Genomic DNA, 20,592 nt, shown 5'->3' on the forward strand with positions numbered 1-20,592 from the left:
TATTTAACCTAACACTAAAATTTTAAAAGTCTGAATAAAAATATTCGCTTATAAATACTTTAATTAATGTCATTGTTTATCAGGAATGTTACAAGTAACAAGCCAACAAAATAAAAAGTGGGATTGAGGGTAAATTAATGATTGGATAATTAAAAAACAATTTAAATTGTGAGGTGGATTGAATGTAATGCATTTTGTGTAATGTTAGTAATTCGAAGGTAATTAGTGTATGAGTGCCCAAATGCAGACTATTAAATGGTTTTCTTAGAAAAAAAACATGAAAAAAGTTTTTTTTGATATTTAGTGAATAAGTTTAAACCAAAAAAAGTTTATTTTTTATTTATGGAATTTTGTCTTGATTTTAGACTTTTTTTCCAAATTTGGGAATTTAGCTCTTTTATTTCCCAATCGCTTTCATAATTATCTTACATGATTTTTCCACCTCCTTTTTGGTTATAATTAAAGGTGGGGCAATTCGCATAGATTTATCATTATAAAGAAACCAGTCTGTGAGTGTGCCAAGTGCGATAGCTTTATCAATTATTGGTTTTAGAGTTTCAAAACTATCAAACTCCACTGCCATCATAAGTCCTTTGCTTCTAATCGATTTGATCTTAGGATGAATGAGGTTCTTTTTAAATAAAGCTTCCAGCTTTTCAGCCCTCTTATATAGTTTCTTTTCAGTGATATGTTTTAGGGTAGCGTAAGCAGCAGCAGCAGAAACCGGATGTCCCCCAAAGGTGGAAATATGACCCAGAATAGGATTGTTTGTAAAAAGGTTCATATTTTTTTTGCTGGAAATAAATGCGCCTATGGGCATTCCTCCTCCAAGCCCTTTGGCCAGGGTTAAAATATCTGGCACAATTCCAAAATGCTCAAATGCCCAAAGTTTTCCCGTTCTCCCAACACCTACCTGAATTTCATCCAATACCAGTAAGGCTCCGGTTTTGGTACATTTTTCACGCAAAGCCTGCATATATGCCAAATCTGGTACGATTACTCCTCCTTCACCCTGGATAGTTTCAATAATCACTGCGGCAGTTTGTTCGGTAATTTTGTCCAGATCTGTGTGGTTATTAAAAGTGATTTGTTTTATCCCAGGCAAAAGTGGCCTAAACGCATTTTTGAATTCTTCACTTCCCCCTATAGATAGTGCCCCATGGCTGGAGCCATGGTAAGCATTTTTGGCTGAAATGATTTCCATCCTACCTGTTACTTTTTTGGCTAGTTTCATGGCTCCTTCTATGGCTTCACTGCCTGAGTTCATTAAGTAAGTGGAGTTCAGGTTTTCAGGTAAATGATCGGACAGAAGTTTGGCCAATTTTACCTGTGGAGATTGTACAAATTCGCCATAAACCATTAGGTGTAAATACCGATCAAGTTGTTTTTTGACTGCCTTCGTCACTACCTTATGTCTATGCCCAAGACTGCTCACTCCAATACCAGAAATGAGATCTATGTATTTCTCTCCATTTTTTCCAAACATATAAACCCCTTTAGCTTTTTCAATTTCCAGCATTAAGGGAAATTCGCTGGTTTGGGCAAGATGATCAAGGAAAAGTTGTCTTTCAGAAGGCATATTAGATAATCGTTTTTTTTAATTAAAGTGCAAAAAAACAAAAAGCAGTTTAGTTTTATACCAGATTGAAGTTTTATTTGTAGAATAAGGTATTGGGGGGATTGAACAGAATTATATCCACTTAAATAAAAAATGTTTCCTTTGTTCAATTAATTTTTGTCATTTAGGGAATATTTTGGAAATTGGAACATGAGTATATTTAAAATGAAATGGAGCTGGAGGAAATTTTTTACACGGTTAGCCTCATTAGCCAGCCTGGGTTGGGGGATAGGGCTAACGATGTATGGAATTTTTGATAACCATGTCCCAGAATTTCTTTTTGTACCAATAATTGGTTTATTCGGGATATTCGGTGGGACACAATTTTGGCTGGACAAACAAAGAACCAAAGAGGAAGAGATAAGAATTCTCAGGATAATTAATGAATGTAATGGAAAAGCCACATTTGGAGAGATTGTTTTAAAAACAGATATTTCAATAGACAGAGTAAAAAAACATACGGAAAAATTACAGAACCTCGGAGCGTTGGGTACAGTTGTAAATGAGAATGGGGAGATTATTTATTGTCTAACAACAGGCTCTTTTTACCTTAATGATATTGCTGCTGGCAGTTATTGATTTATTTAAGAGTGATATTATAAACAATCTAAAAAAACAGGTTTAATTTAAATTTTATTTTTATAGATTTGCAACGGGTCTTTATACATTTAGGATTATTTGAAGAAATTATTAGATTTAAACATGGATGTTTTCTCTAAAATTCAAATTTCCTTCAGAGTTTGTTCTAATATTTAGGATAAATTAAGCAAGTAAACTAATTTAAAAAACGGCAAAGTTTAACTTGGAAAGGTTAAATCATCCATCAAAATACCAATTCTACTTCTTAAATATTCCTGTTCACTCCAAATTTATAGGTGAAGTGAGCGGAACATTTTAAAATTGTATCAGAAAAAAAAATAAATATCAAAGAAGATAAAGAGCTGAATTAGGAAATAAAGATAATTATTGATTTAAAGTTTGGGTTTTTAGTTTTCATGAAAAAGATGGGCATTTTTAATGCTCATTTTTTTATTTTATAAAGAACCTAACTTGTAAACACGCTATATAAACAATATAGGGAAATAAGTGAAAACCATCTAATGGTTTTAATCAAAATCTTTATAATAAAGCAAACCCCTCCTTTTTTTACTGAAAATGATTCCCAAAAATGTGAATTAAAAAGCTACGCTTATGATATTCGTTGTTTTTAATATCATTGATTGGAGGGTAGCTTTCTATAAAGCCCTGGTCTTCTAAAAATTATATCAAGGTTAGGAAGATCTTTAAGGAATTAATTGCAGTGGGGCAAAGGATTTAAAAAATGGAGAATCTGATTTCTTCGATATTTTCTTTTATTCAGGGTATTCCAATATTCGGTAGGCAAAGGTCCAAATTATAAAAGGATTACGTTAATAAAACCTGGGACTCACAAGAATCTTTCAAAAAGGCCTAAGAATTAGAGCCTTCTAAGTTTGTGGTCAATGCAGAGTTGTTTAGGACGGATTGAGAAATGTTACTGGTTTTTTCGTTATTTGGATAGGATTTGGGTTTTAATCAAATATTTATTCAGTGTTCCCAACACTTCATAAGGATAATCATAATTAAAGACACATTCTTCCTTTTTTAAATTTTGTCCGTTTTCATCTTTCAAAAGATAGATGCGGTCAATTCTATTGAAGTCTTTATTATAAAAATCAGTGATGATTTCATTAGCGGCTCTTTCAGTGCAACTGCTATTAAAAAAGCTGGTGATTCTTTCAAAAGCAAAGGTTTTACCCGATTCATCAAAATAGTGATGATAGCCTATAAACCAGTCTCCACTTTCGCTAATGGGATATTCCCCAATAAAAAGAATTTCTCCATCCCGATCTTTCCATATATTAAAAGTTGTTTCCATATTTTCTGGCCAATCTTCATTTTTTACCAAAACGGTTTTTTCCTCTCCAATGATTTTGGCATATACCTCTAATGATAATTCCTTCTTTGAGATAAGAGAATCAATTTCGGTTTTTTGGTATTTTAACCTTTCAATAATATCTGGTTCGGGAATTAATTCAGTAGATCTATTTACCTTTTCAACAGTATCGGTTGAGTGACCTGAAATTTTTTTAGATTCCTCCTTTTTTGAACAGGAAAAAACCAATATAAAGCTAAGAAAATATAAAAGAGTTCTTTTAACCATTTATGGAAAATAACCTTAATGACCACCTCAATTGAAAACAGGAAAAATGATCTTAGAAAATATAAAATTTTAAATTTAATCTGTTCAACTACTTACTAAGCTAATGAAAATTTTTAGTGTTTTATGATTTTCAAAACGAATTTGATTAATTGCAATCCAGATATTCTATAAAAGTGTTTTTTATGTAGATAATATTTCTCTATATTCATATTCTTACTAATCAAAACTAATAAAAAATGGCCAAAAGTAAGTTTTTGTGGTTGTTAGATAGTGGGCATGGGGGTGTCATCAACGGAGAATACCAGACAGGGGGTAAACGATCTCCTGAATTTAAAAAGCCCTGGGGTCAATTGTTTGAAGGAGAGTTTAATCGGGGAATTGTTAGCCGTGTCATTGAAAAGGCAAATTATTATGGTATCAGAACAGTAAATATTTGCCCTGAAGAGGAGGATATTAGTCTGTCAAAAAGAGTTTTGAGGGCAAATGACTGGCATGAAAAGGAAAATTGTATTTTGGTCAGTGTGCATGCCAATGCAGGCGGAGGATCTGGAATAGAAATTTTTACAACACCCGGAGAAACCAAAAGCGATAAAATTGCCACGATCTTTATAGAAAAAATGGCGGAAGAATTTCCGGAAGCAAGATTCAGAATGGATTTAAGTGATGGGGATCCTGATAAAGAAAGTCCGTTTTTTATCATAAGGCATACGAGAATGCCAGCCATTTTGATAGAAAATTTTTTTATGGATAATGAAGAAGAATGCAAAAAGTATTTAATGACAAAAGAAGGCCGGGACAGAATTGCCGATAGTTATATCAAAGCAATGATCCATATTGAAACCAGAACTAAAAATTTAAGGTAATTTTTATTTACCAATCTTCCTTGTTTTTTTTCAAAATTATGGTAGATGATTACTAAACTCTAGTGTTCAATAGAGAAGAAATTCTTATATTGGGAGGATAAGTAATATCATAATAATTGAAAATGAAATATCATCAAAAACTAACAAACCTTTCCCATCTTGTACTGGGAATTATGCTATTTTTCGTAGGAAGCTGCGAGAAGCAAAATGAGAAAATGTCAGTTGCTGAAGAAGAATTTAGCAAAAACATCAGAACAACCGAAGCGAGAAGTCCTACAGAGGAATTATTGGGCTTTGAATTACCACCAGGCTTTGAAATCCAGTTATTTGCATCTGAACCTGATATTGGCAAACCATTGAATATGGCATTTGATGCCAGGGGGAGAATGTGGGTCACACAATCCTATGAATATCCCTTTGCCGATACCACAGGAATGGGGAAGGATAAAATCACTATTTTGGAAGATACAGATAAAGATGGCAAGGCTGATAAGTTTACCGTTTTTGCGGATTCCCTTAATATTCCCATTGGGATTTTGCCAGTTAATAATGGGGCACTGGCCTATAGTATCCCAAATATTTATCATTTTGTGGATCACAATGGAGATGATCAGGTGGATGAAAGAAAGGTGCTTTTTGGAGAATTTGAATATAAGGATACACATGGCATGATTAATAATTTTGTGAAAGGCTGGGACGGATGGATCCATGCAGATCATGGCTTTGCTAATCAATCAAAAGTAGCTGGAACTGACGGAGATACTATTGTGATGAATTCGGGTAATACTTTCCGATTTCGGTCTGATGGAAGTCACATTGAATTTACCACCACCGGCAGGGTTAACCCTTTTGGCTATGCATATGATGAGTTGGGATATACTTATTCCGTGGATTGCCATACGAATCCTATTTATCAATTAATCAGAGGTGGGGATTATCCTCATTTTGGAAAACAGCCCACAGGAATTGGTTTTGCCCCTGCCATGATGAATTATAACCATGGTTCCACCGCTTTGGCTGGATTAGAATATTATATTGCTCCTGAGTTTCCCACCGAATATCAAAACAGCTTTTATATGGGGGATGTGGTAAAGTGCAGGGTTTACAGAAATACCATTAAAATGAATGGCACTACTCCGGAAGTTACCCAGGAACCTGATTTTCTGATCAGTGAAGATCCCTGGTTCAGGCCGGTGGATGTCAAACTTGGGCCTGATGGAGCCCTTTATATTGCCGATTTTTATAATAGAATAATAGGACACTACGAAGTTCCATTGGATCATCCTGGGAGAGACAGACAAAGAGGAAGAATCTGGAGAATTATTTACACAGGTAATGATCATCAGACTAAAACGGAATATAAAGACTGGTCAAAAGCGAATTTAGAGGAGCTTTTGGCCGGTTTAAATCATCCTAACCTGTCTTTGAGAATGACTATTGCCAACCAGATTGCTGACCGGTTTGGTATGGAGGCTATCCCTGACCTGAAGGCCATATTAGAAAATGAGCAAACAAGTCCTTTGGCAAGCATTCAGGCCATGTGGTTGTTATACCGATTCGAGTCTTTTTCCAATGAATTAATGATCAAAATGGCGAGACATGATGAGCTTAACATTAGAGTTCATGCCTTAAGAATAATGTTTGAATATGAGGAACTTGATGAAACATTAATCAATATGGTGCAAGGAGCTTTAGAGGAATCAGAACCGCATCTAAAGAGGGCGGCAGTAATGATTTTGGCCAAACATCCTCAATTTGACCAGGTATCTTTATTACTCAATGAAAAGGAAAGGATTACGGAAGGAGATTCTCATTTGCTTTATGCCATAAGGCAGGGGCTCCGTGATCATTTCCGGAACAAAGAAGTGATGTGGGCTGCAACTTCCAATGAAATGTGGAATGCAGCACATGCCAGTGATATTGCCGATGTTTTAGTTGGTGTATATTCTGAAGAGTCAGCTTATTTTTTATGGCAATACTTAAAAAATAATGATGAAGCAAAGGAGGCTTATTTGAATTATACACGTCATGTTGCACGGTACTTACCCGAAAATCAACTTGACCAAATGGTGGTATCCGTGCAAAATAAAGCTGGAAATGACCTTGATTTTCAATATAATCTATTTCTGAAAATTCAGGAGGGAATTGCCCAAAGAGGTGGACAGATGAGTGCAAAGGGCAAAAACTGGGGATTGAAGCTGGCCGAAAACTTTTTGAGTGGAGTGGCTACGGCAGAAGAATCATGGAAAGTTACGCCCAGCGGAAATCTGCCTTATAAAGAAAATTCATGGCAATTGATTCAATACCAAACAAAAGACACAAAGGAAAACATTCAACTAATTTCAAGTGATCAGATGAACCAGGGCCATCATGCGAGTACACTTGTTTCTTATCCCTTTAGTATCCCTGAAAAATTGTCTTTTTATTTGGCCGGGCATAAAAATAAAGCAAACCCGAATCAGGAAGTTTCTCCCTCCAAAAACCAGGTGATCCTGAAGTTGGCACAGACAGGTCAAATAATTGAAGTTGTCGAAATAGAAAAGGAAAATGCAGGAGAAACAGTTATCCTAAACACTGGAGATTATGCTGGTGAAATTGGATACTTAGAAGTGACAGACGGGTCTGATGAAAGAGGAGAATTTATTGCTATCGGTGAGTTTAGTCCTGATGTGCTAAAATTACCTGCTCAGGATTTAGCTCAAATGGCAGAAAGACAGATTTTTGCCTGTAATTTGGCCGAAGAATATAATTTTTCAAGTCTGTTTTCCTCCTTAAATCAATTATTGTCATCCGAAACTTCGGATATTTTGGCAAGAGCGAAGGCAGGTGAGGCCCTGCTAAAAATCAAGGCTCGTGCTGCATACCCTCTTTTCGAACAAATTGCCATGGATAGTCTCGAAAATCAATTGTTAAAACAAAAATTGCTGGTAGCCTTAGGAGATGATTCCTCTGCTCAGGCACTATCGATTTTAGAGCGTGTTTTGGGAAATTTTGAATACCAGACTCAAAAGGAAATTGTACAATCAATGGCTAATTCCAAAGAAGGTATAGGGAAATTATTGTCAGCTGCGAGGGAGGGAAAAGTCAACCCCAGAATATTGCTGGAAAGGCAAATTAAAGAGAAAGTGGAATTGAACATGGGAGACAATCAGAAAGTTGAATATGAAGAATTGACAGCCAATCTTAGCCCTCTAAGTGAGGAAACCCAAAAGTTAATTGATGCTCGTGTGGCAAAATTTTCACCAGAAAAAGGAAATGTGGAGCAGGGACAAAAAGCCTTTGTCCAGTATTGTTCTCCCTGTCATCAGATAGAAGGCAATGGAGGGATAATCGGACCGCAACTTGATGGAATAGGCAATTGGGGCGCTCATTCTCTTACCGAAAAGATTTTAGATCCGAATAGGAATATATCCAAAGCCTTTATAAATTATAGCATAAAGACCAAAGATGGGAATATAAAAACGGGATTATTTAGGCGTGAAGAAGGGGAGTTACTTGTGTTTGCGAATGCCAGTGGTCAGGAATTTTCTTTACCTAAAAAAGAAGTCGTAGAGAAAAAGGCAAGTCCTTTTACCCTTATGCCAGACCATTTTGGAGAAGTGATTCCTGAAAATGAATATTATGCATTGCTTTCCTTTTTACTTAGTCAGAATTAAAAAATTATTCAGTACAACCTTGAATCATGAAAGTATCAATCAAAAATAATTTAATTTACCTGTTGGTAAGTACTGTTCTTCCGATATCCTTTTTTGCCTGTGAGCGATCAGAAAGAGGAGGAATAACAGAAACAAAGGAAGTGAAATTTGTAAAACATGTGATTCACTCTACATTTATTTCCGAGGGTGTTGCGGTGGGGGATGTCAATCACGATGGTAAGAAAGATATTATCGCAGGTGCTTATTGGTTTGAAGCTCCGGATTGGAAATCCCATGAATACAGAACACCTAAAACTTTTGATTACACCAAAGAATGGAGTGATGCTTTTTTGAATTTTCCTATGGATGTAAATGAAGACGGCTGGGTGGATATAATTAATGTGGGTTTTCCCGGGAAAAATGTGTTTTGGTATGAAAATCCAAAAGGGCAGCCAGGCCACTGGTCCGAACATTTAATTGATACCAATGTTTGTAATGAATCTCCAATGATGGTTGACCTGGATGGCAATGGTAAAAGCGATTTGGTATTTGGAAATGAAAATACAGGCAGAATGATGTGGTTTCAAAACTCCATAAATCAGGAGGAAGTCACCTGGAAGGGTTTTGCGCTTAGCCATGAAAATTCACCAGGCACAAATAAGTTCTCTCATGGACTTGGTGCCGGAGATGTAAATAAGGATGGCAGAACAGATGTAATAATCAAGGATGGTTGGTGGGAAGCGCCAGAAAATACGCAGGAATTGCCCTGGAAATTTCATCAGGCGGCTTTGGGAGAGCCCTGTTCACAGATGTATGCCTACGATTTTGATAATGATGGAGATAATGATATCATATCTGCATCAGCCCATGATTATGGAATCTGGTGGCATGAGCAGGTGATTACTGAAGATGGAACTGCTACATTCGAGACACATGAAATACAAAAAGATTTTTCGCAGACTCATGGAGTTGCTTTTACAGATATGAATGGGGACGATTTGCCAGACTTAATTACAGGAAAACGGTTTTATGCGCATCATGGAAAAGATCCGGGTGGAAAAGAACCCGCAGTACTTTATTGGTTTGAGTTTAAAAGAGAAAATGGAAATAAACCCACCTGGATACCGCATTTAATTGATGATGATTCAGGAGTGGGCCTGCAAGTAGTAACCGAAGATATGAATGGTGATCAGAGGCCTGATATTATCGTTGCCAACAAAAAAGGCGTGTTTTATTTTGAGAATCAATAAGTGCGGAAAAGCAAAAAAAGCCTTCATTTTTGAAGGCTTTTTTAGTGATCTTGCCAGGACTCGAACCTGGATAAAATCTTTGCGGGAGGCCATTTAAACCATGTTTAATTTCGTCTATGGTCTGGGTGTACCCAAAATTGTATTATCATGCGGCATGTTTATTTAAATACAATTTTGGCCTGAGGTACACCTTAATCTTTCCCGGTATAGCCAACTCGGCCTCTTTATTTATTACGATTGCCTCTAACCTTTCAATTCTTGAAATTAATTCAAGGTCCCATTCGGTTTTTGGTACACGGACTGTTGTAACGGTTTCATGTACCTCATTTTCTGTAACTTTTTCCTGATCTTCCTCTAGTAAGACCGGATTTCTGTCAATTTTTTCTAGAAATGGAGCTCCTTCATCAAAAAACAACCAATTCCAGTTTAAGTCAGGGATTATTTCTTTAATAGCCTTAATTGATGCTTGGTCAGGAAAATTGCCAGTATTTTTCCAATTATAATAAGTTGCTCTTGTAATACCAACTTCAGAGGAAAACGTGCTGACACTGAACCGTTTAACTTTAAGAACATAATCCCATCTATCAGAATACTTCATAATTTCAGGAATTTTATAGTATATTAAATTTGACATTTTTGTATAAACAAATTATCATTGTAGTGTATAATTTATTATACGTATAATTACATATACAAATATACAATAAAATATACACTATGATTCCCAATTAATATTAAAATCCAAAAAAATGTACAAACGGATATTCGAACTGGCCAAGGAAGGAGATCTGGAGGGAGTGAAAAAAATTGCCAGAGAACAACTGAGAAACAATTCTGAACGGGTGAAAAAGTGCTACCGGAAAAAGAGAGAGGCTAATAAAGAAAATTAGAGCATTTAAAAATCAAGAAGATGAAGATAAATATACTGAATTTCAATGAGGAGGAAATGGTTGGTGTTTTCCAAAAAAAATACGCCAATAAATCATTTTTTAGCAGGTACATTAAGTTTTACTATCTCCTTACCATTCCTGAAATATTAGCTCTGGTGGTTTCCACAGTACTTTCCTATAAATGGTGGGCCAGTTTTGAAATCATCAATAATCTGGAATATGGGTTTATCCTGGCTTGTTTGGGGACATGTAGTGTCAGTGTAGCCATTTTCCTTTTAACCAATCATACCGCTTCCCTTTGGATGAGTGAGAAAAAGATGGATGAATTCTTATATCCTTTAATCCTTCTGATTTGTCTAAATATTTATACAGACTGGAATGGTATCTCTCCTCTTGCAGAAACGGTATATGAAAAACCGGTTTTTGCGCAGCAAAAGGAAGATTCTCTTCAGGGATCTATCAGAAATATTTTACTCTCCTATCGTTGGTGTGCTACTCATAATGCCAAGCACCAGGTCAATAATATTTGTGAGCATACCTTTGTGCCCGGTTCAGCAGGCCAGTTACTGGATAGCTATAAAAAATATGGATATGAACCTGAGACCGATAAAGCGACAATTGCCTTATTACAACAGCAAATAACAAGGCTCAATCAGGATTATTCAGAACAAAAAGCGGCTATTGAAGGTAAAAGAAATCAAATGATCAAAACCGGAAGAGGTGGCACTATCATTTGCTTAATTGTATTCCTGTTTTGTGGGATTTGGAAACATAGTTTTGCCGGGAAAGTGGCAGTTTCCAACAACCCTGGACCTAAAAATCCAACTTCTCCAACTGAATATCCATCGTTTTCTACCCTTTCAAATTATCCTCCGAAATTGAATGGAAGCTCATTTCCTAAAAACGACTCCAATATATTTGATAATAAGGATACAACGGTTGTAGAGGCAGATACAACTGTTATCTCCGATGAAAAAGGCTTTTTAGAAGAGCGAATTTGCCAGGCAGATGATTGCGAAGCCCCATTTTATGTGGACCTCAGAAAGGAAGTGCCTGGCAGAAATAAAAGAAAATATTGCTCTGGTGAATGTGCTGCGAGAATGAGAAAAAAGATGAACAAAGTAAATAAACTTAAAAAGAAAAAATGGGTCATACACACAAATGACCATGATTTTTCCAATACAGTCGAATGGGTTAATTCTAATTAAACAACCGTATAAAATTTTATATACGGCTGTTTTACAGCATTACTATAATGAAATGGCTGCTTTCATTATTTGACAACATTAAGATATAAAAATCTTAATGTATTTGCAAATATTTTGTTTGATTCCAATAAACAAGAATAAAATGAAAGTAATCCAATTCGATCCTAACCTGAAAGCCATTTCATTCCTAGTAGCATCAATCCAAAGATTATATGCTAAAAATATAAAGAAGCCAACCACTAAAACCGATGATTACGATGAAGGGGTGGGGGTATTAAATGCTCATTTTAATACCTCAAAAGAACCAGTCCCTTTAACAAAACCATAGCAGAATGTATATCAGTGAAGTAACTATCCAAAAGGTCAGGGAACTGCCTATTGGAGAAATAGTGTCTGGAAAAGTCCAGCTCAAAAAGAATATGGGACTAAGCCCATTTACAGATGAGAAAACACCCTCTTTTTCCATTTCACCTTCCAAAAACATCTTCAAGTGTTTCAGCTCTGGAAAAGCTGGTGATGGCATTACCTTCATTATGGAAACAGAAAAGCTATCTTTTCAGGAAGCTGTCATCAAATTAGCCAAGGATCATCATATAGAAATTGTGTATGAAAACCTGTCACCAGAACAGGAAGAAAACCTGAAAAAAGAGCAAAAGGAAAAAGAGGCTCTTAGGCTATTTTTAAAGTTTGCCACAGACCAGTTTTTTGCCAATAATATACCTGAAACCTGGATTAAATCAAGGAAATTAGATCCAGAGATATTAAATAAATTCCAGGTTGGTTACACTTGTGAAACCAATTCCTTTTTTAGTGTCGCCAAAAAAGCACAATACTCCTCAGAAATGATTCAAAAGGCAGGACTGGCCAAAGAAGGAAAAAATGGCTTTTTCGATACCTATAGAGATAGAATCATATTCCCCATTCACGATTACAGGGGAAATGTAGTAGCCTTTACAGCCAGAACAATTAAAGATTTATCTGATGAGGAAAAAGAAGCCCGAAAAGCTGCAGGCAAATATATCCCACCAAAATACATCAATTCTCCAGAAACCATTTGGCATAAAGGTGACCATTTATATGGTATCCATAAAGCACAAAATACCATTACCAAAAATGCTAAAGTCTACCTGGTAGAAGGTTCTACAGATGTACTCCGGTTTCACCAACATGGAATTGAAAATGTGGTGGCTCCCTGTGGTACTGCTTTGACCAAGAATCAAATCAAACTCATAAAAAAGTTTACAGATACGGTCTGTATTGTCCCTGATGCAGATCCAGCGGGCATGAAAGCTTTGCATAGAAATGCAGAATTATTTATCAAAAATGGATTGCATGTAAGTGTACTGATTCCGGAAAGAGGTAAGGATCCGGATGACCAATTAAAGCATAAAACCAGTGACCAAACCCAAAGCTGGTTACATGAAGAACAGGATTATATCAGTGAATTCCTGCTCAAAACCAGTATGGAAAAAGCCAGTTCATCCCCAAAAGAAAAGGTTGAAGCAATGACTGAGTTAGGAAGAATAGTGGAGCTTTTGGAAGATGATACTACCAGAGAAGTTTATTACGAACAATTGGTGGAAGATTGGGAGGATTTTGAAAAATATAAACTCAAAAAAAGGAAAAAACAGGAGGAGCTTGACATCGGGGAGGATAACCGAGAAGATTTTTTTGAATACGGATTTTACGAAGAGGATAATTGCTATTATACCCATGATAAGGGAAAACCCAGGCGAATTTGTACATTTAAGATGGAGTATTTGTATTACATAGAAACAGATCATATTCCCCTTTATGTTATCCGTATTTCAAACACTTTCGGAAATGTGCATATTAAAGCTTACACAGCAGATGAAACCACTCTTGCATCAGAGTTTAAGAAAGTTATAGGAAGGCTCCACGGAAGATTTGTTTTTGAAGGTACCGGTATGCATTTGGACAAAATCAACCTCAAACTTAGAGGAAATGTAAAGAAGGCTATTGAACCCCAAAAATTAGGGTATAATGTAGAGTATGATATGTATATATGGGCCAATGGCATTGTAAAAAACAATCATTTTTATACACCTGATAAGTTTGGAGTAGTAAGCATAAAGAACAAAATCACCTCATTAGAAGCATTCAAATCAATCTCACCGGAAAGTGTTATTGAAATAAATGGAAAAGAAGTTGCGCTTCAAAATCCATCCAAAGCCATAGAACAATTAGGAACTGATCAACTGGATTTCCTGATTGAAAATAACAAGGTTTTTACACTCACATTTTTCTTTTTACCCTTTGCTAATAAAAGCAAGATTGATACTTCGAAAAAAAATTACAAAGACCATAAGCGATTTGAATATGTACCTAATCAGGAGATTAATTTTCATAAATGGTCAACCTTAATGATGGAGGTACATAAGGAAAACGCTTACATTTTGATTGGCTACTACCTGATGTCCCTGAACCATGATATAATTTTCGGTAAAAACAGCACTTATATCCCGCTACTCAATTTGTGGGGAACACCTAATAATGGTAAATCCACAGCAGCCAGGAGTTTAAGCAGAATGTTTGGAATAGAACATAATGGTCACAATGGAATGAACCTTTCCAATAGTACTTTATCTGGTATGATGGAGTTTGCAAACAAATTCAAAAATGCCATTATCTGGTTTGATGAATTATCCAGGGAACTGAAAAATGATAAGGGAAAAACTGAAATGCTAAAAGGTATAGCCGATGGTACAGAACGTAAAATCAGGAGAGGTGGAAATTATAATTACAGTAACGAAAAGAATGAAAATGGAACAATGATTAGTGGTCAGGATAGTGCAAGTTTTGATACCGGATTAAATGACAGGGTATTGGTATTAAAATTTGATGGCAGTACAAAAGGAACTGACGAAAAACTTGCAGAATTAAATGAATATGAAAATAAAGGATTTACTACACAGATAACCGTTGATTTACTGGGATATAGAGCAGAAATAAAAAAGAATTACCTCAATTCCTTTAAAGAATTATCACAAAGGTTATCCGCTGATTTAGATGAAGAAATTAGAAAAGGAACTATACCAAATATAAAGGAAAGCAGAGTGATCAAAAATGCCATTTCAGTATTAGCTCCCATGAAAATTCTGATGGATGCAGGATTGGAATTTCCCTTTGAATTTGAACAAGCTTATCAAAATATTTTATCTAATACGCTTCAGAAAATATCCATTAAGGCGGTTGCGGATGAAGTTTCACAGTTTTTTGAAGTAATTATGGGTGCACAGGATATTCAACCAGGTATTCATTATAAAATCCAAAAAGAAAAAGATGGTGTAACCAAATTATTTTTAAGATTGAGAGCCATCATGCCTTATTATCGTCAGGCTTGTATACGTCAGCAAAAACACCCATTCAATGAATCTGACTTAAAAGAAATGCTTTTATCACATAGGGCTTGTAAAAACGGTGAAAATACTCCGGAAGGCTATAAGTTGGGGTTAAGGACAAAAAATGTGGAATTTATTGAAGCCAATATTAAAGGAACTTCAGCTATTGTTTTGAACTATGAAATACTACGGGATTTGGATATAGAAATGAGATGGGGAAATTATGTAGAAGATTTGACTGCTCATGATGATCCAGGGTTGATTGTTCCCCCTCACTTGAATGGCAAAGCAAAAGAAATGGTATATGATTTTATATTGAAAACATTGATGCCAAATAGGGGATATGAAATCAAACAACTATGGGTGATTTTCAATATGGATAAAACACCTCCAATGCCAGAAGATAAGTTTAGAGAAAGTGTATCCAAATATTGCCAGGAAGCCAATGGTATGGAAGGAAAGTTTACTTATCGTATTGCAGAAGGTAAAATTTATTTGGAGGAAAAGCAGGGTTTGATATAAGAAAAGAAAAAAATAATAGCAAAGAAGGGAGGTTCAGGAATGGACTTCCCTTTTTTATTTAATCTATAAAAAGTACAAAAAACAGCCTTGAAGTATGAGTTTTCAGAAAAGCAGCCGACTAAAATAGAAAATCATATTTTATCAGGTTTTTCAAAATACCCCATGTATTTCCAAGATTGAGTTTCCTATTTCCTAATTAATAATTATAGATTTTATAATTTATTAATAATCAATGATTTATGATTTTGTGATATTAGAATAGTTACACTTATTTTCAGGAAACAGGCAGGAAATAACAGGAAATAGCAGGAAACACACTGCAAAAAAAGGAGTTTGGTAAAACCAGTGAAAATTCATTTTCCTGAAAATTTAGGCTGTTTCCTGCTATTTCCTGAAAGATTTTGCTGTATTTCTTGGACTATTTTAATATGTTAATATTTCAACTTGTTAGTATCCAGTGTTTTATGGTTTTATAAAATTGTAATAGGATATAGGATATAGGAAACAGGAAATATACGGGGGTAAAAATTATTACTGTATAAAGTATGTGGAAATTTTCTCTTGAAAAATGGTGATGATGTTGGATAAGTGCAAAAATTCTTACAAAGGTCTGCCTTCAGGGTTGATCCTCTCAATCCATGCTTTCCAGGGTTTTTCTAAACTTTCAGCTCTTTTTAAGTCATCCTTTATACCTCTTAAAATTATTCTTTCCCAATCTTTATTTGTAAAGTAGGAATATTCTATTCTACCATTAAATTCACCCCCAAAAGAGGTAGGACCAGAGGGCCGAAATCTAAAATCATGTTCTGGATAAATAAAGGGAATGAGTTCAGGACTTCCTCCATTTATTTTGTAAAAACTGTCAAAATGTTCATTAAATGGGTCAGGAATTATATAATGCTCAGGGTTAAAAATATCTTCTGTTTTGGCTTTGTCATTTCTGATTATTTCCTGGACTTCAAATTCCCTGAAATTGTCCTTATGATATTTTTTGACGGCTTTCATTATCTCCGGATGAAGCTGGTGTTCCATCTCTTTCTTATTTACCGATATGCTGGCATAAAACCCTGTTAATGCAAGAATGATAGATTTCATAACCTGTTCATACGAAGAGTACCTTAAAAAGAGGTAAAGTGATTTCGGGAATTTTACCACAAATACCTTAGCAAAATCATTATTTAAAACATTAAAATCTCCATTAGCATATTGCCATATTTTATAATTCTGGTCTAGTTCAGCCTGATCAACAGGATATAATGAAAAAAATAAAGGTTCATCATTGGTTCTTATCTGACGGACGTGTTTTACTTTACTTAAAAATTGAGAAAGGCTTAAATTTGTCTCCAGATAAATTTGGGTGTTGGGAATGTATATTGTTTCCATAATTATTAGTAGAATTTAGAAGGGAATACTAATTAAACAGATAAAAGTTAATATTGCAATGCAGATAATGCCTGCGCAAGATAAATTTCAATTTTAAGCTTTAGAATATAATATATATTCGTTTAAAGCACAGAATATTAATATAATAATAGGCTTTTAAATAATCTGGTTAAAATGGAAAATACTGAAATTCAAATTGAAAAACTTAAGGAAGAGATTAAAAGATGCACAAATTTGAAAGAAAGTTATGATGACCGAAATTTGCCTAAACAAACTATATTATTTGCAAAAACAGTGATTGGAATTCATATTGATAACGCAAAGAAGGCTATTGTTGAAGGTGATATTGTAAGAATAAATGAAACTTATCAGCAACTGAGAGCTATTAAATAAAACTTCATTTTTCCCAATGAAAAAATTAAAGAATATCCATCCTGGTGAAATTTTAAAAGAGGAATTTTTGGAGCCTATGAATATTTCTCAATACAAGCTTTCCAAAGATACTCTTATCCCTCAAACCAGAATCAGAGAAATTGTAAAAGGAAAGAGAAGAATAACAGCTGATACTGCATTAAGATTCTCAAAATATTTTGGTACTTCAGCTAAATTCTGGCTTGGCTTACAGGATGATTATGACCTGGAGGAGGAACAAAATAATAAACAAACTGAATTGAATAACATCCAGACTATTGTGGATTTAGTGTAGGATTTAAAAAAACAATTTTATTCTATCGAATCTATATCAAATTTTATCCTATCCGCATGGTCAATATGAATATTACCTTTAATTGAAATATCTCCGGTGTTCACATTAATATTAAAAGTATTATTTCCCATGCTTGTTTCTTGATGAAAGCGCATTGCTGCAAAAACTTTAAAAAAAGGGTTTCTTATAGAATACTTATTTGTAGAATTGTTGAAATAAAGTACTTCTTCATCAATACCAAAGTTTGAAAGTTTTTTTAAGTATGTAGTTAAGTTTCCTTGAGGATAGCTTGGATGAGATTCTTTGATTTTCGCCAAAATTTCAGAGTGACTTACTGATTCTAAATTCAAATCAATTATAGCTTTTAGGATTATTTTATTATTTTCATAACTCCTTGTTCTCTTAGTCATAGTGATTTTATCAAATAGATCACTTAAGGAACCTGATTTACTTTTTATGTATCTTTCTATTGTATAATGTAAATCTTCATTTTCAAATCTAAAGGAATTATCTCTTGTTTGGAATATCCCTCTTGGAAGACACATATTTAAACAAAGTTGATGACATACTGCTCCTAAATTATTTGATAAAGATATTATCTTATTTTTAATAGTAGGAGTAAAATTCAAATTAAGTAATTTTGCTCCTTTTTCTATGATATTGTTAAGTTCAGTATTTGACAGCAAAGGAACATGAATTTGTTCCAATCTTTCTTCTAATTCTTTATCATAGTTAACAATTTCTTTAGCTGATTCTACAGCCCCTATTGTAATTATTTTAGTGTCGGGGTAATCAAAGGAAACATCTTTAAATAATTTCATTACCTGCGCAATTTTTTGTTTTTCTTCTGGTCTAACTTTATGAAAATCATCAATAACCCAACAAGCTTTTATGTTTCCAATAAACTTAGCTAAATTTTGAACAGTCAATTGAGGAGGTAATAATCTTACTTTCTTAAGAGAATTTTCTTTAATGTTTTCATTTTTTAATGCAAGGCTAATATTTTGAAATTTAACTCCTATTTCATCCGTTATTTTGATTGTTACCTTATTACCTTGTTCACTTATATAAAATGGATTTAGTTGATCAAAAGCGTCCAATAACAAGGAATTTAATGAGGTTTCCTTTATACATTGGCTATAAATATAACAACTATATATTTGGTCTAATTTATTTCTAACAAGCGTTGTTTTTCCACTACCTGAATAACCAAATACAACAACTTGCTTACCTGAAGTGTATAATGCATCAAATAATTGATCATTTACTTCTTTCCTAAATACATAATTTAATTTAGCTGGACTTGAAGGTGTAAATACATCCTTAGTTAAAATTTTATTCATTTCCTTTTGATGATTACTGTTATGAGTCAATTATAGTTTATCCCCCCTTGAATAAGACCTTTCCATTAAAGATATTGATTGTTTCTCAAAATACCAGTAACCATTTTTGGTTATTTTTCTAAGAAGTAAATACTATAAAATCAAGTTTTTGCAGAATTATATTTATATTTCCTTAAAGTATGAAAAGTAAATAGTATTCTTAATAATAAAAATGAGCCTTAGGAATAAAAGAATAAAAATTGAAGCCGGCAATCCATTTGCAAACTGTAAATTAAACAGACATAGATACTCAGAAGTATTATCCAATATAGTAACTACATATTCTGAGGGATTCGTTTTAGCAATAAATAATAAATGGGGTACTGGGAAAACTACTTTTGTTAAGATGTGGGAGCAGGAATTAAAGGACAAAGGTTTTCTTACGATAAATTTTAATGCATGGGAAAATGATTTTGAGAACAATCCATTAATTGCATTAATGGGTGAATTAAAAGTTCTAACTTCTATTGAAACAGAACTTGAATACAAGGCAACACTAAAAAGAGCTGCAACATTTTCAAAAAATATTGCACCTGTTATTGTTCAGGCAATTGCGGATAAATATATTGATACAAAAGGGATTAAAGATGCCATAGCTAGTGTTACAAAAGGTTTAGCTGAAGTTTTTGAAAAAGAGGTTAATGATTATTCTAACAAAAAAAAGAGCGTTGCCGAGTTTAAGGAAAGTTTATCGAAATTTATTGCTAAAACAAAGAGAGGAAAACCTATCATTTTTATAATTGATGAACTTGATCGGTGTAGACCAGATTATGCTGTTTCGGTTCTCGAACAAATTAAACATTTTTTTTCAGTTCCTAATATAGTGTTTGTATTGGCGATTGATAAAATTCAACTTGGATATGCAATTAAGGGAGTTTATGGAAATGATAACATTGATTCGGATGAATATTTAAGAAGGTTTATAGATATTGAGTACTCAATTCCTGAACCCGATACAGATTCTTATTGTAATTATTTATACGAGCTTCTTGGTTTTGATAATTTCTTCAATTCGAATAAAAGGTTGAAAATTCAAAAATTAGAATCAGACAAAAAGGATTTTTTAGATATGATTAAATTTTTGATCAAAAATTCCTCCCTTACCCTCCGTCAACAAGAAAAGGTTTTTATTTTATGTAGATTGGTTTTAAGGACTATTCCTGAAAACTATTACGCAGTTCCATATTTTTTATCTTTCCTGATTTTTACTAAAATCATTTATTTTGACTTTTATTCTGATCTAAAAGGCAATAAACTAACCATAAGCCAAGTCCAAGAGAAATTTTTGGAGATATTTCTCAATAATATTTTAGAAGAAAATGAAAAAGCGCTAATACTGTTGGAGGCCTATTTAGTTAACTATTACAATAATAATTTAAATTCTGAACGTAAAAAGACTCTTATTCAAAAAGGTCAAGATGGTCATTCTAAATTATTAATTAGTTCTGTTATAAATAAAAAAATGGATAACCATCTATTAAGGATTTTAGAGGATATTAATCGTGGTAGAAATGAAGGTAATTTGAATTTAAACTACTTTATAAACAAAATTGAATTAATGGAAAATTTTCAGTTTGAGGAAAAATAAATT

The 20,592-nt window shown here is 33.9% G+C and carries 16 protein-coding genes; 11 read left to right on the plus strand and 5 right to left on the minus strand.

The window, feature by feature from the left end; all coding sequences use genetic code 11:
* Positions 1 to 397: 397 nt before the first annotated feature.
* Entirely contained in the window at positions 398 to 1,579 is a 1,182-nt protein-coding gene (locus A3EM_RS0140770; protein WP_020534012.1) for an aspartate aminotransferase family protein, read from the minus strand.
* A gap of 189 nt (positions 1,580 to 1,768) precedes the next feature.
* Between A3EM_RS0140770 and A3EM_RS0140775 the strand changes: the two genes are divergently transcribed.
* Complete coding sequence (locus tag A3EM_RS0140775; protein ID WP_020534013.1) at positions 1,769 to 2,197, plus strand: hypothetical protein; 429 nt, start codon at positions 1,769 to 1,771, stop codon at positions 2,195 to 2,197.
* A 949-nt stretch (positions 2,198 to 3,146) separates the two neighbouring features.
* Here A3EM_RS0140775 and A3EM_RS0140780 read toward each other — a convergent pair.
* Positions 3,147 to 3,800 carry a hypothetical protein gene (locus A3EM_RS0140780; RefSeq protein ID WP_020534014.1) on the minus strand — a complete coding sequence of 218 codons (654 nt, stop codon included), beginning with the start codon at positions 3,798 to 3,800 and terminating at the stop codon, positions 3,147 to 3,149.
* 236 nt (positions 3,801 to 4,036) lie between these two features.
* Between A3EM_RS0140780 and A3EM_RS0140785 the strand changes: the two genes are divergently transcribed.
* From A3EM_RS0140785 to A3EM_RS0140795, 3 genes are all read left to right on the plus strand, one after another.
* Positions 4,037 to 4,663, plus strand: coding sequence for an N-acetylmuramoyl-L-alanine amidase (locus tag A3EM_RS0140785; RefSeq protein WP_020534015.1), 627 nt, complete (start codon positions 4,037 to 4,039; stop codon positions 4,661 to 4,663).
* Between the two features lie 122 nt (positions 4,664 to 4,785).
* Positions 4,786 to 8,319 carry a PVC-type heme-binding CxxCH protein gene (locus tag A3EM_RS46835; protein ID WP_083925393.1) on the plus strand — a complete coding sequence of 1,178 codons (3,534 nt, stop codon included), beginning with the start codon at positions 4,786 to 4,788 and terminating at the stop codon, positions 8,317 to 8,319.
* Between the two features lie 26 nt (positions 8,320 to 8,345).
* Positions 8,346 to 9,548, plus strand: a complete 1,203-nt coding sequence (locus tag A3EM_RS0140795) for an FG-GAP repeat domain-containing protein (protein ID WP_020534017.1) — start codon at positions 8,346 to 8,348, stop codon at positions 9,546 to 9,548.
* A gap of 145 nt (positions 9,549 to 9,693) precedes the next feature.
* On the opposite strand, the gene A3EM_RS0140805 is transcribed toward A3EM_RS0140795, so the two are convergent.
* Positions 9,694 to 10,182 (minus strand): hypothetical protein, encoded by a 489-nt coding sequence (locus A3EM_RS0140805; protein ID WP_020534019.1) that lies wholly within the window; start codon positions 10,180 to 10,182, stop codon positions 9,694 to 9,696.
* A 115-nt stretch (positions 10,183 to 10,297) separates the two neighbouring features.
* Between A3EM_RS0140805 and A3EM_RS47945 the strand changes: the two genes are divergently transcribed.
* The 4 genes from A3EM_RS47945 (at position 10,298) to dnaG (ending at position 15,530) form a co-directional block, all read left to right on the plus strand.
* Positions 10,298 to 10,438 (plus strand): hypothetical protein, encoded by a 141-nt coding sequence (locus A3EM_RS47945; RefSeq protein ID WP_020534020.1) that lies wholly within the window; start codon positions 10,298 to 10,300, stop codon positions 10,436 to 10,438.
* Positions 10,439 to 10,458: 20 nt separating this feature from the next.
* Complete coding sequence (locus A3EM_RS0140815; RefSeq protein ID WP_020534021.1) at positions 10,459 to 11,646, plus strand: CGNR zinc finger domain-containing protein; 1,188 nt, start codon at positions 10,459 to 10,461, stop codon at positions 11,644 to 11,646.
* 142 nt (positions 11,647 to 11,788) lie between these two features.
* Positions 11,789 to 11,974 (plus strand): hypothetical protein, encoded by a 186-nt coding sequence (locus A3EM_RS0140820; protein ID WP_020534022.1) that lies wholly within the window; start codon positions 11,789 to 11,791, stop codon positions 11,972 to 11,974.
* A gap of 4 nt (positions 11,975 to 11,978) precedes the next feature.
* A complete protein-coding gene (gene dnaG, locus A3EM_RS0140825; RefSeq protein WP_020534023.1) occupies positions 11,979 to 15,530 on the plus strand; it encodes a DNA primase in 3,552 nt (1,183 codons plus the stop codon).
* Positions 15,531 to 16,130: 600 nt separating this feature from the next.
* Here dnaG and A3EM_RS0140830 read toward each other — a convergent pair.
* Positions 16,131 to 16,913 carry a hypothetical protein gene (locus A3EM_RS0140830; protein ID WP_020534024.1) on the minus strand — a complete coding sequence of 261 codons (783 nt, stop codon included), beginning with the start codon at positions 16,911 to 16,913 and terminating at the stop codon, positions 16,131 to 16,133.
* 174 nt (positions 16,914 to 17,087) lie between these two features.
* Between A3EM_RS0140830 and A3EM_RS0140835 the strand changes: the two genes are divergently transcribed.
* Positions 17,088 to 17,306 carry a hypothetical protein gene (locus tag A3EM_RS0140835; protein WP_020534025.1) on the plus strand — a complete coding sequence of 73 codons (219 nt, stop codon included), beginning with the start codon at positions 17,088 to 17,090 and terminating at the stop codon, positions 17,304 to 17,306.
* Positions 17,307 to 17,322: 16 nt separating this feature from the next.
* Positions 17,323 to 17,619, plus strand: coding sequence for a HigA family addiction module antitoxin (locus A3EM_RS0140840; protein WP_020534026.1), 297 nt, complete (start codon positions 17,323 to 17,325; stop codon positions 17,617 to 17,619).
* 17 nt (positions 17,620 to 17,636) lie between these two features.
* Here A3EM_RS0140840 and A3EM_RS0140845 read toward each other — a convergent pair whose 3' ends face one another.
* Positions 17,637 to 18,962, minus strand: a complete 1,326-nt coding sequence (locus tag A3EM_RS0140845) for a hypothetical protein (protein WP_020534027.1) — start codon at positions 18,960 to 18,962, stop codon at positions 17,637 to 17,639.
* A 211-nt stretch (positions 18,963 to 19,173) separates the two neighbouring features.
* Here A3EM_RS0140845 and A3EM_RS0140850 point away from each other — a divergent pair, with 211 nt between their 5' ends.
* The gene (locus A3EM_RS0140850; protein ID WP_020534028.1) at positions 19,174 to 20,589 is read left to right on the plus strand and encodes a KAP family P-loop NTPase fold protein; all 1,416 of its coding nucleotides are present in this window, start codon (positions 19,174 to 19,176) and stop codon (positions 20,587 to 20,589) included.
* The last annotated feature ends 3 nt before the right edge of the window (positions 20,590 to 20,592 follow it).

This window comes from Flexithrix dorotheae DSM 6795, from assembly GCF_000379765.1.
Classification (GTDB): Bacteria; Bacteroidota; Bacteroidia; order Cytophagales; family Flammeovirgaceae; genus Flexithrix; species Flexithrix dorotheae.